The sequence below is a fragment of the Streptomyces albireticuli genome (assembly GCF_021228125.1).
GTDB lineage: Bacteria > Actinomycetota > Actinomycetes > Streptomycetales > Streptomycetaceae > Streptomyces > Streptomyces albireticuli.
In genome coordinates, this window is sequence record NZ_JAJQQS010000005.1 from 334219 (window position 1) to 350257 (window position 16039).

Here is a 16039-nt window from a genome sequence, read left to right on the forward strand (position 1 = left end):
GGCTGCTCCCTGGTCGCGGTGTACAGAGGTCTTTAGCGTATCCGAGCGCCGGCCCTGTGCTGCGCTGTCGGCTGGGCAGCAGAGGGCGCCGGCGCCCGGTGGTCCGCGGCCGGGTGGGGATCCGGCGGTCAGGTGCGGCTCGCGGTGGGGGGAGGTTCGGCCATCCACGCGCGCCAGGGCCTGGTGATCACCTCCCGGTAGGTGTGGTGCGAGGGGTTCCGGCCCGCGTGCCGGAAGGTCCAGCCCTGTGCGTGCGTCAGGTCCTCGACGACGGCCGAACTCTCCTCGCAGACCGCGCACTGCATGGCGTATGTGATCGGCTCCGCGTCGGGCTCCTGGTCGGGCTGGAGGGTCCAGGTGCCGAACAGGAACACCGTGCGCGCGGTCAAAGCCCCCACCTGCTCTCGGCGTTCAGCCGGGCCACGCGGGCGCGTAGCGTCTCCGCCTCGGAGGCGGGGCGGGCGTACTCGGGAGGGCAGTCCCACTCGACGCCGCCTTGGGGAGGGCGGAGCTGGAGCCGTCCGGCGTGCCGGTCCATGACCTGCCCGAGCCGGTCGGTGCGGGTGTCGACGGCGTAGCTGACCGGGCCCGGGGGGCCGGGCGGCGGGGGAGAGGGGGTAGGGAGCGCGGGGGGGTTTTCTTTGCTCACACTCTTACGATGCCCACTGAGACGGGGCCTGATCGGTGACCGTGCGGGTACGCAGGGTGACGTTGTTCAGGGTGTGGCCACGTGGCGCCGCAGGGACCGGTGTGCCCACCCCAGGAGTGCCATGACACCCAGGGTGATCGCGGCGTTGGTGGCGAATTTGGCCGCCACGGAGGGGTGGCCGAGCGGCTCGACCACGAAGGACAGCAGGGCGTTGACCATCAGTGCGGCACCGCTCGCGGCCAGTACGTGCTTTCGCCCCCAGCCCGTGCGTCCGGACCAGCGCAGGAGCAGCGCGCCGAGCACGGTGAGCAGCGCGGCGTCCGCGGCGGCGCCCGGCCATGTCGGCGGCACGTTCTGGTGGACGGCCAGGGCGACGGCGGCGCAGCACGCCACCACCCAGGGGGCCGGGGCGCGGGTGCCGGCGGGGCGTTCGGCCGGGCGGCGGCGGGGGAGGGCGAAGGCGGCCGCGCCGAGGGCGAGCGCGACGGCGGCGGTGCCGGCGGTCTGCGCGGGCGCGGCGGTGAAGTGCTCGGTGCGCAGGTGGTCCTGGTAGATGAGGGCGGCGGCCGCCAGGTAGAGCAGCGGCAGGACGATCAGGCCGGTGCGGCCGAGCCAGGGGCGGTCGGCCAGCCGGGGCACGCAGGCCTCGACGACGGCGACGGGCGCGCAGAAGCTCCAGACCATGTGGCCCACGAGGAAGTTGAGGGCCATGGCCGCGCTGATGCCGAGGCCCGGGACGAAGGTGGGGCGCAGCGTCTCCTGCCAGTCCGGTACGTCGCGGTAGTCGTCGTTGAACAGCGACTGGTCGATGATCCCGGCCTGGATCAGCCCGAACGCGAGACCGAGCAGCAGCATCGAGGGCCAGCCGCGCCCGGTGCGCCGGACGGCCTCCCGGATCAGCACGGCGACCGTGCCGTAGAGCGGGCCGAGGACGAGCAGTCCGGCCAGGAGCTCCTTCGGGCGGCCGATGGTGTCGCCGTAGCCGATCAGGTACTCGGCGGCGACCGGGGACAGGAGCGTCAGGCCGAGGACCGGTATCCAGCGGCGGCGGGCCCGTGCGGGCGTCGGAGGCGTCTGCATCGCATTATTAGAGCACGCACTCTAGAGTGCGTGCTCTAATATTTTTCCCATGCGTACCGTCGATCCCGAACAGCACGCCCGTAAGCGGGCCCTGATCCTCCAGGCCGCGGCGCGGGAGTTCGCCGTCCACGGCGTGGACGGCACCTCCACCGCGAGCGTCTGCCGTCGCGCGGGGATCGGCTCGGGCACCCTCTTCCACTACTTCCCCACCAAGCGCGCCCTGTTCCACGCGCTGTTCAGCGACGACCTGCCGCGCAACGCCGCGGCGCGCGAGCGGGCGCTGGCCGCCGCGCGGCCCGGGGACGGCCTCGACCTGCTGGTGGACCATCTGCTCACCGACCTCGCCGACCCGCTCGTCCCGGGGCTGCTGGCGGCGGCCCTCTTCCAGGCCAACCGGGACGAGGAGTTCGCCGTGATGGTCGCGACGGACGAGGCTCTGACCCGGGACGCGCTCACCACGCTGCTGGAGCGGGCGGCGGCGGACGGGTGCCGGCCGGCGTTCCCGCCCGAGCGCCTCGCCGGGTGGATCCTGCGGCTCTCCGACGCCTGCTACCTGGCCGCCGGCGAGGAGGGTTTCGACCCCGTGGCGCAGACCGCCGAGCTGCGCCGGATCGTCGCCGGGCTGGTGGGCCGTCCGGCGGGCTGAACCGGCCCGTGCCCTGGCCCGGGGCGATTCGGAACGGCTGGATCCGGTCCTGCCGTGGCCGAGTCGGCGTGGTCGACCCGTGCCGGGGCGGCTCCTAGGGTGAGCAGCCGCCGGAACAGTCGGTGTTCCGCCGCAGCCCCGCTCCAGGAGGGTCCATGAGCGTCGACACCCAGGCCGCGTATCTGCTCCGGAACGAGAAGACCGGGCTGTATCTGACCGTGAAGGGCACAGGCGGGGGCGCAGGCGGGGACGCTCCGGCGGAGATCGTCCAGGAGAAGCTCCACGACTGGCCGCTCCGGGCGGGCCAGGCGTGGCGGCTGGAGCCCGGCCAGGGCGGCAAGGACACCTACCGGATCCGGAACCAGCACAGCGGACGGTACTTACAGGCCCGCCGCTACGGCAGGGAGCCCGGGGCGCCCGTCGTCCAGGGCCACCTGGCGGAGAACAGCCCGGCGTACCGGAGCCAGACCTGGCTGCTCACCAACATGGACCTGCACCGCTTCTCGAACCTCCACAGCGGGCTGTGGCTGAACGCCCGGAGCGACGTACCGGCCGAGGGTGTCGTGATCGACCAGTGCCACGAGCGCACGGGCGCGGACAGGGCGGCCCAGCAGTGGCACTTCGAGCCGGTCGGGCCGCGCGGGGCGAAGAGGACCTTCGACGCGCTGGCCGGGCTGCTCGTGGAGCCCGGCCCGGGCGGCCTGCTCTCCACCGTGACCAGCATCTTCAAGACGACCTTGGAGGCCGGGGGCGGGGTGTTCGGCACCGTGTCGAAGTGGGTGCCGGGTGCCGACCGGACGCCGTACGTGCGCTTCGACGGCTTCCGGGGCGACGAGGTCGTCCGGTTCTCGCAGCGCAACCGGATCGAGGGCGGGCCGCGGAAGATCGTGGAGCGGTTCCCGCACCTGCCGAAGGAGTTCCACGACGGCTTCGACTTCGTCACCACCACGCCGAGGGGATCGGCCCACCCCTATCTGGGGGTGAAGGGCGATCTCGCGGTCGAGTTCTCCGAGAAGGGCTCCAGGGACGTGCCGCTCGGGCACTACTTCCCCGAGGAGGAGCTCGGTGGCACCGGCCGCCCGCTGAAGGCGGTGGCCGCGGCGCCGGACGGCTCGCGCTATCTGGTGTTCGGCGAGAAAGGCACGGCGACCGTGGACCTGCCGCGCGGGCGGTACGGGCGTGAGGTGCGCGAGCTCGTCCTGGAGCACGTGCCCGCCGGCTTCCGGACGCCGGACACGATCGCCTCGGCCGCCGTCGGCGACGAGACGCACTTCTTCGCCACGAAGGGCGATCAGTACCTCGTCTTCACCTTCCGTGAGGTGGTCCAGGGCCCGGCGAAGATCCTCGGCGCGTATCCCTTCCTGCTGGGTCTCTGGTCGTAGCGGCGGTGTCTTGGCGGCGGTGGCGCCGCTGTGTGTACCCGGGTGGCGGGAGGTGCCCTCCCGCCACTCCCGCCACCCGGGTTCCCCTCCCCCTCCGTGGTCTCGCGCCCCGGCGCCCGGAAGTCACTCCAGAATCCGAAGCGTGATCCTACGGCTACCTAGCGTAGTCAGTCGGTCGGCCTTCCGTCACGGCCGGGAAGGGGCGCGCTGGGGCGTTCCCGGGCGCGGGCGGCGTGGGGGGCGGGCACGGGCGCCCCGTCCTCCGTGAGTGTCACCGTCGCCCTCCGTGAGCGCCGCCGTCGCGACGGCGGCCGCACGGCTTTCGCGCGGTCTTCGCACGCCCCGCGCATAACCCGCGTATAAGGAGACATTTGCGAAACATCTCCTCCTGTACACCCTCATCCTGGGAAGGGGGTGCGCCGAAGGAGAAGGAGAGGGACGACGTCATGCGGATACTGGTCGCCGAGGACGAGGAGACGCTGGCCGAGATCGTGGCCACCGGCCTGCGCCGGGCCGGCTTCGCCGTGGACACCGTCTACAGCGGGGACGCGGCGATCGCCTATCTCTCCCTGCACGACTACGACGTCGTCGTCCTCGACCGCGACCTGCCCCGGGTGCACGGCGACGACGTCGCCCGGCACCTCGTCGGCACCGGATCCCGCACCCGGATCCTGATGCTCACCGCCGCCGGGAGCATGGAGGACCGCGTCATGGGCCTCGACCTGGGGGCGGACGACTATCTGCCCAAGCCCTTCGAGTTCCCCGAGCTGGTCTCGCGCGTACGGGCGCTCCGGCGGCGCAGCGCGCGGCCCGCGCCGCCGCTCCTGGAGCGGGACGGCGTACGGCTGGACACCGTGCGGCGGACGGCCGAGCGGGACGGCCGGGCGCTGGAGCTCTCGCCCAAGGAGTTCTCGCTGCTCCAGATCCTGCTGGAGGCCGAGGGCGGGGTCGTCAGCGCCGAGGAGCTCCTGGAGCGGGCCTGGGACGCGCACGCCGACCCGTTCACGGGCGCGGTGCGCGTCGCCATGAGCAAGCTGCGCGGCAAGCTCGGCGACCCGCCGCTGATCCGTACCGTGCAGGGTGTCGGGTACGTCCTGTGAGCCCGCTCCGGCTGCTCGCCCCCACGGCCCGGACGCGGATCGCCGTCGCCTTCGGCGCGGTCTTCGTCGTTCTGGGCGGGCTGCTGCTGCTCACCGTCAACCTCCTCTCGCGGGCGGGGACGCGCGAGCGGGCGGGGACCATCGCACGGCTGGCGGTGCCCGTGCGGCGCGCGGAGTCCACGGGGCCGGCGCTGCCGTCGGAGACCCGGGAGCTCACCGTCTCCACTGTCCACCGCGTCTCAGGTGACGTCAGCGCGGCCGCCTCCCGTGAGCTGGTCCTCTGGTCCGGGGTGGCGCTGCTGGTCACCGCGCTGCTCGCGGTGGGCGTCGGCTGGTGGATCGCCGGCCGGGCGCTGCGGCCGGTGCACGCGGCGTTCGACAGCCAGCGCCGTTTCGTCTCCAACGCCTCGCACGAGTTGCGGACCCCGCTGGCCACCCAGCGGGCGGCCGTCCAGGTGGGCCTGGACGGCGACCCCTCACCGGCCGAGCTGGCCCGGACGAAGGAGGTCCTGCTCGCCGCGAACCGCCGTTCCGAGCGGCTCATCGACGGACTGCTGGCACTGGCCCGCAGCGAGCGCGGGCTGGAGCGGCGCGAGCCGCTCGACCTGGCCGAGGTGGTCGCGGAGGAGGTCGCGGCCGTCGCGGGCCGGGCGGAGCGTGGGGAGGTCCGGATCGGCGTCGAGGCGTCCCCGGCGCCGCTGCGCGGCGACCGCGTACTGCTCGCCCAGCTGACCGGCAACCTGCTGCGCAACGCCGTCGAGTACAACCACCGGGGCGGCACCGTCGAGGTCAGGGTCGGACCGGGCCGGCTCTCCGTGCGCAACACCGGGCCGGTCGTCGCGGCGGCGGACGTGGACGGTCTCTTCGAACCGTTCCGCCGGGGGCGCGGCCGGGAGCGGACGGGTGGGGCGGGGGCGGGGCTGGGTCTGTCGATCGTGCGGTCGATCGCGCGGGCGCACGGGGGTGTGGTGCGGGCGGTTCCGGCGGTGGGGGGTGGGTTGCGGGTGACGGTGGAGTTGCCGGGGCCGTGACGGGGCGTTGCCGGGGAGGTGCCGCTGCGCGGGGCCTTTTCCCCTACCCGCCCCTTCCCGGATGTCCTCAATCGCCGGACGGGCTGAAATCAGCCCGTCCGGCGATTGAGGACCGGGGTCCGGGGCCGAGCCCCGCGACCCGGCGGGTCAGTCGCGCACGATCCCCGCCGCCCGGGCCTCCGCCAGCCAGTCCGGGAACTCCACCATCAGCTCCTTGTACAGACGCGCGTCCCCGAGCGCCCGCGGGTCCCGCCCCGCGTGGAAGAAGCCCGCGTTGTCCACGACCCTCTTCTCCGGCACCGGCAGGTCGTCCAGCTTCCGCAGGAAGTCGAAGCCCTTGCCCTCCGGGTCGCCGAAGCCGACGAACTGCCAGAAGATCGGCAGCTCCGCCGCCTGGCACAGCGCGCGTTCGGCCGCGGGCTTGCTGTAAGGCCCGCCGTCGGTCTGGAAGACGACGAACGCGGGGTCGGTGGCACCCGAGTTCCGGTAGTGCTCGATCACCGCCTCCATCGCCCAGTGGTAGTTGGTCCGGCCCATGTGACCCATGCCGGAGTGCAGTTCCTCGATGCGGCCCGCGTAGTCGTCGAGGTTCAGCTCGGCGACACCGTCGACGTCGGTGGAGAAGAAGACGACGGGCACGGTGCCGTCGTCGTCGAGGTTCGCGGACAGCCCCAGGACCTGCTCGGCGAGGTGCTGCACGGTGCCGTTCTTGTAGTACTCGCGCATCGAGCCCGACCGGTCGAGGACGAGGTAGACGGCCGCCCGCTGCCCGACGAGGCCCTGCTTCTCCAGGGAGACCTTGGCCTCCTTGTAGAGGCTGACGAGCCCGGGGGCGGTCTTCTCCAGCTTCTCCAGGCTCACCGCCGGTGCCTGCTCGCGCGGCGGCATCGCGGGCGACGGCTCCGGGGTGGGGCCGGGCTCGGGGCGGGGTCGTGCGGGGCGTGGGGTGGGCTCGGGCTCCGGCAGCGGCTCGGGGTTCGGCGCGGGCACCGGGTCCGGCTCCGGGATGGGCTTGGGGGCCGGCATCGGGGTCGGCGAGGGCTCCGGCTGGGGGAGCGGGTCGGGCTGCGGCACCGGGCCCGGGGTGGGGCCGAGCGGGCCGGGGTCGGGGATCGTGTCCTCGGCGGCCGGCCGGGGCTGCGCGGGCACCGGCGCCCGGAAGGCCCCGGCCGGCTCGGCGGCGGGCTCCGGCACGGAACCCTCGGCGGAGGCGCGCGGCCGGGCGATGGCCGGCGCCCCGGGGGCCTCCGTGGCGGCCTCCCCGGTCGCCTCGTGCTCGTCCCGCCCGCCCGTGGGCGCCGGCTCCGCGGCCGGTGCCGGTACGGCCGCCAGGGTGCCGCCGTCGGTGGCGGCCTCCTTCCCGGGGGCGGCGCCGGCCCCGGCACCCGCCGGTTCCGCGCCGTCGGCGCCGCCCGGGCCCGCGTTCTGCTGGGGCAGGCCGGGTTCGTCGCGCTCGGCTGTCGCTGTCCTGGACCGGCCGAACGCGTTCCGCAGCAGACTCCGAATGCCCATGGGGAGAAGTCCTTCACATGTCTCGGGAGCTATGAAATGTCCGTAGTGCGGGGAATCGTCCCGTGTCCGGACGGCTAGGTAAGGCTAGCTGTCGCACCCGCCCCAGCGTGCTCAGGACCCTCATAAGCCTTCCCCCGCAAACACCGTTGGGGGAAAGCCCCCGCCTCCACTCGCACCCGTGTGCCCCCGCGCGAGAATTTCTCACTCCCCGTCAGGGATCCAGTTGCCGTGGAAGCCCAGCGGCACCCGTACCGGCAGGTGCACCGTCGCGACCGGCCCCGCGGCGAAGTCCTGGGCGGCCAGCACCACCAGGTCCGAGGCCGCGCGCTCCGGGTCGTAGGCGTACGCCAGCACCCAGCCGTCGTCCTCCGCCGCGTCCGGGGCGGCGGGCACGAACGCGCCCTCGCCGATGTCGCCCGCCGGGTGGACCAGGAAGCACTCGCTCGTGCCGCGCTCCAGGTCGTACTTGACCAGCCCCGCCCCCAGCCGGTCCGGGCCGGCGCCGCCCGTCGCGTACGGGGCCGAGGTGTCCACGAGGCCGGACGGCTCCAGCATCGCGTAGCCGAAGCGGTTCCGGCCGGTCAGCCGGCGCGGATCCGCGCGCGGGAACTCCACGGGGCGGTCGTCGACCGGCTGCCGCCGCACCGAGCCCGCCGCCAGATCGACCGTCCACCGCTCCAGCCGGGACGGGGCGGCCGCCGACTTCGCGCGGGAGTCGAAGAGGCGCTCGTAGCGGACGAGATGAACGGTGATCACACCGTCCCGCTCATGGGCGTTCATGGGGTGGAAGACGAAGCACGGATCGATCTCCAGCCAGCGCACGTCCTTCGCGCCCCCGTCGCGCGGGAGCACGCCCAGGCGCGCGGGGCGCGCGTCGTCCCAGTGCGCGCTGAGCTCGGCGCCCGGCCCCGGGGCGGCGTAGACGACCGGCAGGTCGTACAGCAGGACGTGCCGCTCGGTCAGCGAGAAGTCGTGCATGAGCGGGCGCCCCTCCACGGGGATGTCCACCCGGTGCCGCACCCGGCCGTCCGTGCCCGCGACGAGGTACTGCACGTACGGCCGGGCCACGCAGTACGCCACGGTGTGCAGCTCACCGCTCGCCGGGTCGATCACCGTGTGCGCGGCCAGCCCGCCGGGCAGCGTGCCGTGGAAGTCGAACGGGCCGATCGTGTGCAGCTCGTCGTCCAGCTCGTACGGCAGCGAGCCGCCCTCGACCAGCGCGAGGAGGTGCCCGGCGAACCGCTGGACATGGGTGTTGGGCGCGAAGTCCAGGTCCAGGTGGCGCGGTCCGTGCAGCAGCTTCTCGCCGAGGTGCCCGGCCACGGCGTCGGAGCGGACCCAGCGGTTGCGGTACCACTCGGCGTTGCCGTCGCGCAGCCGCACCCCGTGCACCATGCCCTCGCCACCGAACCAGCCGTACGTGGCCGGGTCCGGGTCGCCGAGGGGGTTGGGGCCGTTGCGGAGGTAGCGGCCGCGCAGCGACTCGGGCAGCCGGCCGGTCACCGGCAGGTCGACCGCGGTGATCTCTTCGCGCACCGGCGCGTAGAGACCGCTGAGGTACCGGTTGGTGATGGCGGCCCGGGCCGTGCCGGCGTCCTGGGTCATGAGCGATCCCCTCCCGCTGCCCCACCGCTCCGCGGCCGTGGGGCCGTCCCCCCACCATCCAGCGGAAGAGGGTGTTCGGCCAGAGGGCGAAGGAGCCGGAGGGCGCGAGGGGCCGTAGCGAGCGGGAGGGGCCGCCCGCGAGGGGCCGTAGGGAAGCGGGAGGGGCCGCCGCCCGCTTTCCGGCGGCCCCGGGGCCGGTGCGCCGCGCCGCTCGCCGGCCCGCCGCCGCCCCGGCCGTCACGCCGCTCGCCGCAGGCCCCCGCCCCGGCCGTCATCTGCGCAGCGGTCGCGTGAACACCTCCGGCGCCGGGCCGCCCGGCGTGGCCGGCCGGAGCGTGCCGGCCGCCACCCAGCCCCAGGAGCGGCGGGCCGCGCGGACCGCCTGGCTCCGGGCGTCCATCGGCGCGAGGACCACCGCGGCCAGCGCCGCGCCGCTGCCCGACAGCAGCCGGTCGTGCAGCCGCCTGCCGATGCCCTGGCGGCGGTGCCGGGGCAGCACCATCAGCTCGGCGAGCACGAAGACGCGGCCCGCGGCCGTCAGCTCCTCCAGTTCCTCGGGGACGCGACCGGCGAAGTCGCGCCACAGGCCGCTGTCCCGCGCCGCCGGGTATCCGTACGCGCAGCCCACCGGCCCTCCGCCGTCGGCGAGCACCAGGTCGAAGCCGGGCCGCGCGGAGGCCCCGGCGAGCTGTTCCAGGAAGGGGGCGCGGTCGCGGAGGGCCTCGCCCGGCGGGCTCCCGTACGCCGCTCCGTGCAGATCCGCGAGCTGCTCGCGGTACTGCTCGGCCTGCCATCGGCTCAACCTGCGCAAGAAGACTTCGCCCATGCAGCCCTTCCTGCCCAGCGCGGCTCGTACCCACCCCCGGACGGGGCCGGTAACCGGCCACAGGGCGGTTCGTTGTCGCTTTCGGCGCTCCGGGGGGCCGGTTTCGCGCCCGCTAACAGGGATGGGCGCCCAGGCCACGGGCAGGACAAGAGGAGGGGAAGAAATGGGTCCAGAGCAACCCTGTCCACCCATTACGGCCTCTTCATCGGTGAGCATGGCCGGACCGAACATGAGTGCCCACCATGGGGGCAGGGAGTTGAGGGGCGCATGGGCCTGACCAGCAGGTCGCTTCTGTACACAGTGGTCTTCGTCGCCGTGCTGTGCGTGGGGCTCACCGTCTGGTTGTGGCCCCGGCTCTCCGGGCGCGGCGCGCTGCCGGTGCTGGGCCGGCTCGGCGCGATCCTCACCACCCAGCTGACGATCATGTCCGCGGTGCTGCTCGCGGTGAACTCCGCCCAGAGCTTCTACGGCACCTGGGGCCAGCTGATCGGCAAGTACGACCGCTCGCAGGGCCAGGTCACCGGCGTGACGGACCTCGCCGGCACGGGCGCCCGGGTCGACACCGGCAAGGGCGGGCTGGTGCAGCCCGGTCCGCCGGAGGGCCTGGAGAAGGCCGGACTGCCCAAGGGCCCGCCGGACCAGGTCGGCAGGATGGAATCGGTGAAGATCATCGGCCGCCGGGCCCAGGCGGCCGCCCCGGCCTTCGTCTATCTGCCGCCGCAGTACTTCCAGAAGCAGTACGAGCGCCAGCGCTTCCCGGTGATCGTGACGATCACCGGTTACCCCGGCGGCACCGAGAGCCTCTCCCAGCACCTCCAGGTGCCGAAGACCGCGAGCAAGCTGATCTCCGAGAACAAGATGCAGCCGACCGTCGTCGTGATGCTCTCGCCGAACATCGCGATGCCCCGCGACACCGAGTGCGTCGACGTCCCCGGCGGCCCGCAGGCCGAGACCTTCCTGACGAAGGACCTGCCCGACGCGCTCCGCAGCGGCTACCGGGTCGGCCACAAGGCGAGCGCCTGGGGCGCCCTCGGCTACTCCTCGGGCGGCACCTGCTCGCTGCTGCTCGCCATGCGCCAACCGGACGTCTACCCGGTCGCCGCCGCCCTCTCCGGTGACTACAAGGTCGGTACCGACCTCACCACCGGCGACCTCTTCGGCAAGGGGCCGGACGAGAAGAAGCGGCGCCACGAGCACGACCTGATCTGGCGGCTGAGGAACCTGCCCGCGCCCCCCGCCACGGTGCTGGTCACCAGCAGCCTGCACGGCGAGAAGAACCTGAAGGAGACGAAGCGCTTCCTGGACGCGGTGAAGCCCCCGATGAAGGCGGACAAGATGATCCTCCCCGAGGGCAGCCACAACTTCACCACCTGGCGGCGGGAGATCTCCCCGGCCATGGAGTGGATGGGCAAGCAGCTGGTCTTCCCGCAGGACGTCAATAACTGACCGTCCACAACTGACCGTCCACAACCGGCCTTCCACAACCGGCCTCGATTGACCGTCCGGGCCGGCGTACCCCGGGCGGACAGGCAGGCGGACATGACCGGGCCGGAGCGGCGGGGTGCCGCTCCGGCCCGGTGTCGTCCGGCCGTCCGGGCCGGTCAGCCCTTGCCGACCGCCTTGGCGGTGGCCTCCTCGGCCGCGCGGGCGCCGGCCGAGTCCAGGGTCTCCAGGGCCACGGCGAGGAGCGCCTGCCGCTTCTGCTCGTCCGTGCCGCCCACCTCGTCCAGCGTGAACGCCCCGAAGTGGACGGTCAGCAGGGCGCTGGCGACCCGGACATGGGTGTCGAAGGGGATCCCGCCGGCGTGCATCAGGCGGGCGATGGACTCCACCCGCTCGCGCAGCGTCTGGCCGACGGCGAGGTCCCGCAGCGTCGCCTGGTTCTCCTGGAGGATGTGGTAGATCGGGATGGCCGACTTCAGGGCCGCGCTGTAGCGGATCAGCAGCTCGCGCCGCGTCTCCAGACCCGGTGGCTGCTCCTTGGCCCAGGCGATGAGTTCGTCGACCGGACGGCCCAGCTCCTCGGAGATCGCGCTGAGGATGTCCTCCTTCGTCTTGAAGTGGTAGTACAGCGCCGCCTTGGTGACGCCGAGCTCCTCGGCGATCTCCCGTAGCGACGTTTTCTCGTAACCACGCGAGACGAAGAGGTCCAGGGCCGTTTTCTGGATGCGCTCACGGGTGTCGCTCCTGCGCGCCTGGGGGGTGCTGCTGCCCATGGGTCTCTCCCGATGTCGTTGTGAACCTTCCGTCCCCAGCCGGTACTTGGCTTCCGGCACACGGTCGGCCCGATCCCGGACGGCCTCCCTCGAACCGCCACCGCGCGTGGTGTGGGGAGTGGAGATCATGCCGCAGGAAGCGGGCGCGGCGGAGGGCGCACGGGCGACCGCGACACCACCGGCACGTAATACGTACATTTTCGTGATCGCGACGGTCGCTGGTTCGAACACGGACCGGGACACCGCCCGTGACCTGCCCGGCAGCCCCGGGCCATGGCCCGGGGCTGCCCCGGCGGCCTGCCCGCACGGCCCGGTCCGGCGGTTACCCGGTGAATAGCGCCGATAATAAGAGATCCCTTCATATCAATTTCTTCGGGCGGTGGAACCGATGGCTCGAATGAGTGAAAGCCCGGAACCTCTGCATAACGCCGGAGTTATTCAGAACGCTTTCCCAGTGGGGGCGCTACACGATCGAAAGGCATAGACGTGCTCAAGAAGGTAATCGCCACGGCCGCCCTGACGGCATCCGCGGTCGGCACCCTCGCCGGTCCCGCCCTGGCGATCGGCAACGACGATGACGTCGCCAACGGCAACGCCGCCAAGACCGGTTACGGCAACACCAAGACCGGTGGCAAGGAAAGCCCGCAGATGAGCCTTATCCAGGGCACGCTGAACAAGCCGTGCCTGGGTATCGGCAAGCTCGGTCTCCAGTCCGTCCTGGCGCTGCTCAACATCGGCCTCCAGGACATCCCGATCGCCACGTCGCAGCAGCAGCAGCAGTGCACCGACAACTCCACGATCAAGGACGGGGACGACCAGCTGTCGCACCTCCTCGACGAGATCCCGATCATTTCCGGGAACGGTTCCGGGAACCACTCGAACGGTGGGCACGGCGGTCACGGCGGCTTCGGCGGTCACGACCACAACGGCTTCGGCGGACACGGCGGCTTCGGTGGTCACGGCCACGGCGGCTTCGGGGACCACGGGCACGGCGGATTCGGCGGCCACGGCAAGTAGCCGCTGTTCCGGAATTCCCTCGGCCGCGGGTGTGCGGGCCCCGCGGCCGGGGGGCTTTCCGTGTCCGAGGGTGTGGCCGTGCCCAGGTGGCCGTACTTATTCTGATCGGGTCGCACCGGTGGGCCGACGGGGTGAATGGCGATAACCTTCGCGGTTTTCCCGAGTTAGCCAGAACGCTCCCGTATATCGACCAGAGCGAAGGAATAGCGTGATCAAGAAAGTACTGGCCACAACGGCGCTCGTGGCTTCCGCGGCCGGCGTCTCGACCGCCCCGGCGATGGCGGTGGGCAACAGTGACGACGTCGCCAACGCGAACGGCGCGCACCAGGAGTACGGCAACACCTACACGGGTGGCTATATGAGCCCCCAGATGGGCCTGGTCAACGGCTCCCTCAACAAGCCGTGCATCGGCATCGGCAAGCTCGGCGCCCAGTCGCTCCTGGCGCTGCTCAACATCGGCCTCCAGGACATCCCGATCCTGAGCTCGCAGCAGCAGCAGACCTGCACCGAGAACTCCACGATCCACGACGGCGACGACCCGCTGTCGCACATCCTGGACGAGCTGCCGATCATCTCGGGCAACGGTTCGTTCAACCGCGAGGAGGGTCACGGGCGTGGCCACCACGGCCACGACGGCTACCGCGGTGACGGCCACGACGGTCACTACGGAGGCCACCACGACGGCCACCACGGTGGGCACCACGACGGCCACTGACGCACGGCCGTAAGCGCCCGGAGCCGCTCCCGGTACGCCCGGGGGCGGCTCCTCGGCGTTTCCCGCGCGCGGCGGGTCAGCGCACGCCGGCGTGCAGCCAGTCGACCTTGTCGTAGAGGTCCTCGGTGGTGAGCGAGGACAGCATCTCGTTGCGGGCGCGGGCCGCCTCGCCCGTCGGGTGGTAGAGCTGCCTGCCCATCTCCCGGGCCACCAGCTGGGTGCGGCAGGCGCGTTCCCGGCGGCCGGCGTTGTACTTCTCCAGCCGCCGCCCGAACGCGGGCTCGTCCCCCTCGGCGCCCGCGAGGGACTCGCCGAGCAGCACCGCGTCCTCCAGGGCCATGCACGCGCCCTGCGCCGCGTACTGGAGCATCGGGTGCGCGGCGTCGCCGAGCAGCGCCACCCTGCCGTCCGTCCAGCCGGCGATCGGGTCGCGGTCGCACAGCACCCATGCCCGCCAGTCCTCGCCGAGCGCCAGCAGCCGCCGGGCCGCGTCGCCGAGGTCGGGGAACTCGGCGGCCACCCGCCCCGCGTCGACCAGGACGCCGGTCATCGCCTCCGTGGCCGCGTCGTCCCTGGTGGCGGCCAGGTTCAGGGACTTGCCGCTCGCGATGGGGTAGTGCACGAAGTGCCACTTGGGGCCGGCCCAGAGGGTGACGCTGTTCCAGCGCAGCTCCTCCGGCACCCGCTCCATGGGGATCACCGAGCGGTAGATGGTGTGGCCCGACACGCGGGGGGCGCCGTCGCCGACGAGCTGCCGGCGCACGGCCGAGCGGATGCCGTCGGCGCCGATCAGGGCGTCGCCGTGGAATTCCCGCCCGGTGCAGGTCACGGCCGTCACACCGGTGGCGTCCTGCGCGTACCGCACCACGTAGTTGCCGCCGAGCAGGAGCACGCCCGGGTGGGCGCGGCAGGCGTCGAGCAGCGCCTGGTAGAGGTCGCCGCGGTGGACGACCGCGTACGGGTTCCCGAAGCGTTCGCGGTAGGCGCCGGTCAGGGGCATGGAGGCGACCCGTTCGCCGGTGACGCCGTCCATGAACCGCAACTCGTCGATGAGCACCGCCCGTTCGCGGACGGCGGTGCCGACGCCCAGCCGGTCGAGGGCGAGGAAGGCGTTGGGGCCCAGCTGGATGCCGGCCCCGACCTCCCCGAAGGTCTCGCCGCGCTCCAGGACGGTCACCCTATGGGCCTGCCGGGCGAGGGAGATCGCCGCGGCGAGGCCGCCGATGCCGCCTCCGGCGATGAGGATGTTGGCCACGTCTCTCGCTGTCCTCTCGACTTCGGGCTGCCCGCCGCTTCCGGGCCGGGGCCGGGGAAAGGGAAAAAGGGGGAAGAGGGGAAGAGGGGGGGAAGGGGAAGTAGGGGGAAGGGGGAAAGGCGCGCGGCGGAATTCAGACGGCGGTCTTGCGGTCCAGTACGAGATCGTGGCCGACCACGTAGGACGCCTCGTCCGACGCCAGCCACAGCACCGTCTCCGCGATCTCCTCGACCTTCGCCCCGCGCCCCAGCGGGCAGGGGCTGATCGCATTGATGCGGACGCCCTTGTCGATGTACTCGCGGGCCGCCGTCTGCGTGAGCGTGCTCACCGCCGCCTTGGAGGCGGCGTACGCGCCCAGGCCCGGGAGCATGCCCTGGGAGCCGATATTGCTGGCGGTATTCACGATCACCCCGCCGCCGTTCTTCTCCATGTGCGCGATCTCGTGCTTCATCGACAGCCAGACACCGGTCAGATTGGCCGCCAGGGTCTCTCCCCAGACGTTTTCGCCGATCTCCGCCACCGGCTGCTCCGGGCCGAGTTCGGTGACATTGTTGAAGGCGACGTCGAGCCGGCCGTGCCGGGCCACCACGGCCGCGACGACGGCTTTCGCGTCGTCCTTCTCGGTGTCCGAGACATCGGCTATGCCGCAACTGGCCTTTCCGCCCAGTGCCTTGATCTCCTCGACCGTCTCGTGCAGCATCTCGGGGTGCCGTCCGGCGACCACGACCTCGGCCCCCTCGCGTGCGAAAGCGAAGGCGGCGGCGCGGCCGATGCCTTCTCCGCCCCCCGTGACCAGGACGACCTTGCCATCGAATCGTTTGGACATCGTGTCTCTCCTGTTTCTGCTCTCACCATTCCCGGGGAAGGCGTTTCGCGGTCCGCCGAGGCGTTGTCACGCGATCCATCCTGATCCGCGGGCGCACCGCCCGCGCCGGTCCCGCCGCGCACTACGTCAGGTGCCCGCGCCGACCTGACACGCCCGGGGTCACCTGACGAACTCGCCCG

The 16039-nt window shown here is 72.6% G+C and carries 16 protein-coding genes; 7 read left to right on the forward strand and 9 right to left on the reverse strand.

Translation table 11 applies throughout. The features are described 5' to 3' along the window. Positions 1-128: 128 nt before the first annotated feature. The 3 genes from LUZ64_RS12200 to LUZ64_RS12210 all read right to left on the reverse strand — a co-directional run bounded on the left by LUZ64_RS12200 (position 129) and on the right by LUZ64_RS12210 (position 1729). Positions 129-398, reverse strand: coding sequence for a DUF7848 domain-containing protein (locus LUZ64_RS12200; RefSeq protein WP_095578558.1), 270 nt, complete (start codon positions 396-398; stop codon positions 129-131). Beyond that, positions 386-649 carry a hypothetical protein gene (locus LUZ64_RS12205; protein ID WP_232389935.1) on the reverse strand — a complete coding sequence of 88 codons (264 nt, stop codon included), beginning with the start codon at positions 647-649 and terminating at the stop codon, positions 386-388. The genes LUZ64_RS12200 and LUZ64_RS12205 overlap by 13 nt, the downstream gene beginning before the upstream one ends. Before the next feature lie 66 nt (positions 650-715). Beyond that, positions 716-1729 (reverse strand): AF_0692 family protein, encoded by a 1014-nt coding sequence (locus LUZ64_RS12210; protein WP_232389893.1) that lies wholly within the window; start codon positions 1727-1729, stop codon positions 716-718. Between the two features lie 49 nt (positions 1730-1778). On the opposite strand from LUZ64_RS12210, the gene LUZ64_RS12215 reads away from it, so the two are divergent. The 4 genes from LUZ64_RS12215 (at position 1779) to LUZ64_RS12230 (ending at position 5888) form a co-directional block, all read left to right on the forward strand. Then, positions 1779-2375 (forward strand): TetR/AcrR family transcriptional regulator, encoded by a 597-nt coding sequence (locus tag LUZ64_RS12215; RefSeq protein WP_095585032.1) that lies wholly within the window; start codon positions 1779-1781, stop codon positions 2373-2375. Between the two features lie 155 nt (positions 2376-2530). Further along, entirely contained in the window at positions 2531-3757 is a 1227-nt protein-coding gene (locus LUZ64_RS12220) for an RICIN domain-containing protein (RefSeq protein WP_095585033.1), read from the forward strand. Between the two features lie 446 nt (positions 3758-4203). Further along, a complete protein-coding gene (locus tag LUZ64_RS12225) occupies positions 4204-4857 on the forward strand; it encodes a response regulator transcription factor (protein ID WP_095581964.1) in 654 nt (217 codons plus the stop codon). Continuing rightward, on the forward strand, positions 4854-5888 hold the full coding sequence (locus LUZ64_RS12230; RefSeq protein WP_232389892.1) for a sensor histidine kinase: 1035 nt from the start codon (positions 4854-4856) through the stop codon (positions 5886-5888). Before LUZ64_RS12225 ends, LUZ64_RS12230 begins: the two co-directional genes overlap by 4 nt. A 147-nt stretch (positions 5889-6035) precedes the next feature. Here LUZ64_RS12230 and LUZ64_RS12235 read toward each other — a convergent pair whose 3' ends face one another. From LUZ64_RS12235 to LUZ64_RS12245, 3 genes are all read right to left on the reverse strand, one after another. Next, a complete protein-coding gene (locus LUZ64_RS12235) occupies positions 6036-7400 on the reverse strand; it encodes a vWA domain-containing protein (protein WP_232389891.1) in 1365 nt (454 codons plus the stop codon). 201 nt (positions 7401-7601) lie between these two features. After that, positions 7602-9005: a carotenoid oxygenase family protein gene (locus LUZ64_RS12240; protein ID WP_095583392.1), complete on the reverse strand. Its 1404-nt coding sequence runs from the start codon at positions 9003-9005 to the stop codon at positions 7602-7604. A gap of 271 nt (positions 9006-9276) precedes the next feature. Continuing rightward, entirely contained in the window at positions 9277-9831 is a 555-nt protein-coding gene (locus tag LUZ64_RS12245; protein ID WP_095583391.1) for a GNAT family N-acetyltransferase, read from the reverse strand. A gap of 267 nt (positions 9832-10098) precedes the next feature. Between LUZ64_RS12245 and LUZ64_RS12250 the strand changes: the two genes are divergently transcribed. Next, positions 10099-11277, forward strand: a complete 1179-nt coding sequence (locus LUZ64_RS12250; RefSeq protein ID WP_095583390.1) for an alpha/beta hydrolase — start codon at positions 10099-10101, stop codon at positions 11275-11277. Between the two features lie 155 nt (positions 11278-11432). Here LUZ64_RS12250 and LUZ64_RS12255 read toward each other — a convergent pair whose 3' ends face one another. After that, positions 11433-12047, reverse strand: a complete 615-nt coding sequence (locus LUZ64_RS12255) for a TetR/AcrR family transcriptional regulator (protein ID WP_095583389.1) — start codon at positions 12045-12047, stop codon at positions 11433-11435. A gap of 486 nt (positions 12048-12533) precedes the next feature. On the opposite strand from LUZ64_RS12255, the gene LUZ64_RS12260 reads away from it, so the two are divergent. Together LUZ64_RS12260 and LUZ64_RS12265 are read left to right on the forward strand one after the other, a co-directional pair. Further along, positions 12534-13064 (forward strand): rodlin, encoded by a 531-nt coding sequence (locus tag LUZ64_RS12260; protein ID WP_308251414.1) that lies wholly within the window; start codon positions 12534-12536, stop codon positions 13062-13064. Positions 13065-13272: 208 nt separating this feature from the next. Then, complete coding sequence (locus LUZ64_RS12265; protein WP_308251413.1) at positions 13273-13779, forward strand: rodlin; 507 nt, start codon at positions 13273-13275, stop codon at positions 13777-13779. A gap of 76 nt (positions 13780-13855) precedes the next feature. Here the strand turns inward: LUZ64_RS12265 and LUZ64_RS12270 are convergent, their stop codons facing one another. Together LUZ64_RS12270 and LUZ64_RS12275 are read right to left on the reverse strand one after the other, a co-directional pair. After that, positions 13856-15034: a 3-hydroxybenzoate 6-monooxygenase gene (locus LUZ64_RS12270; protein ID WP_095583388.1), complete on the reverse strand. Its 1179-nt coding sequence runs from the start codon at positions 15032-15034 to the stop codon at positions 13856-13858. A 133-nt stretch (positions 15035-15167) separates the two neighbouring features. Continuing rightward, complete coding sequence (locus tag LUZ64_RS12275; RefSeq protein WP_095578608.1) at positions 15168-15860, reverse strand: SDR family NAD(P)-dependent oxidoreductase; 693 nt, start codon at positions 15858-15860, stop codon at positions 15168-15170. Between the last annotated feature and the right edge of the window lie 179 nt (positions 15861-16039).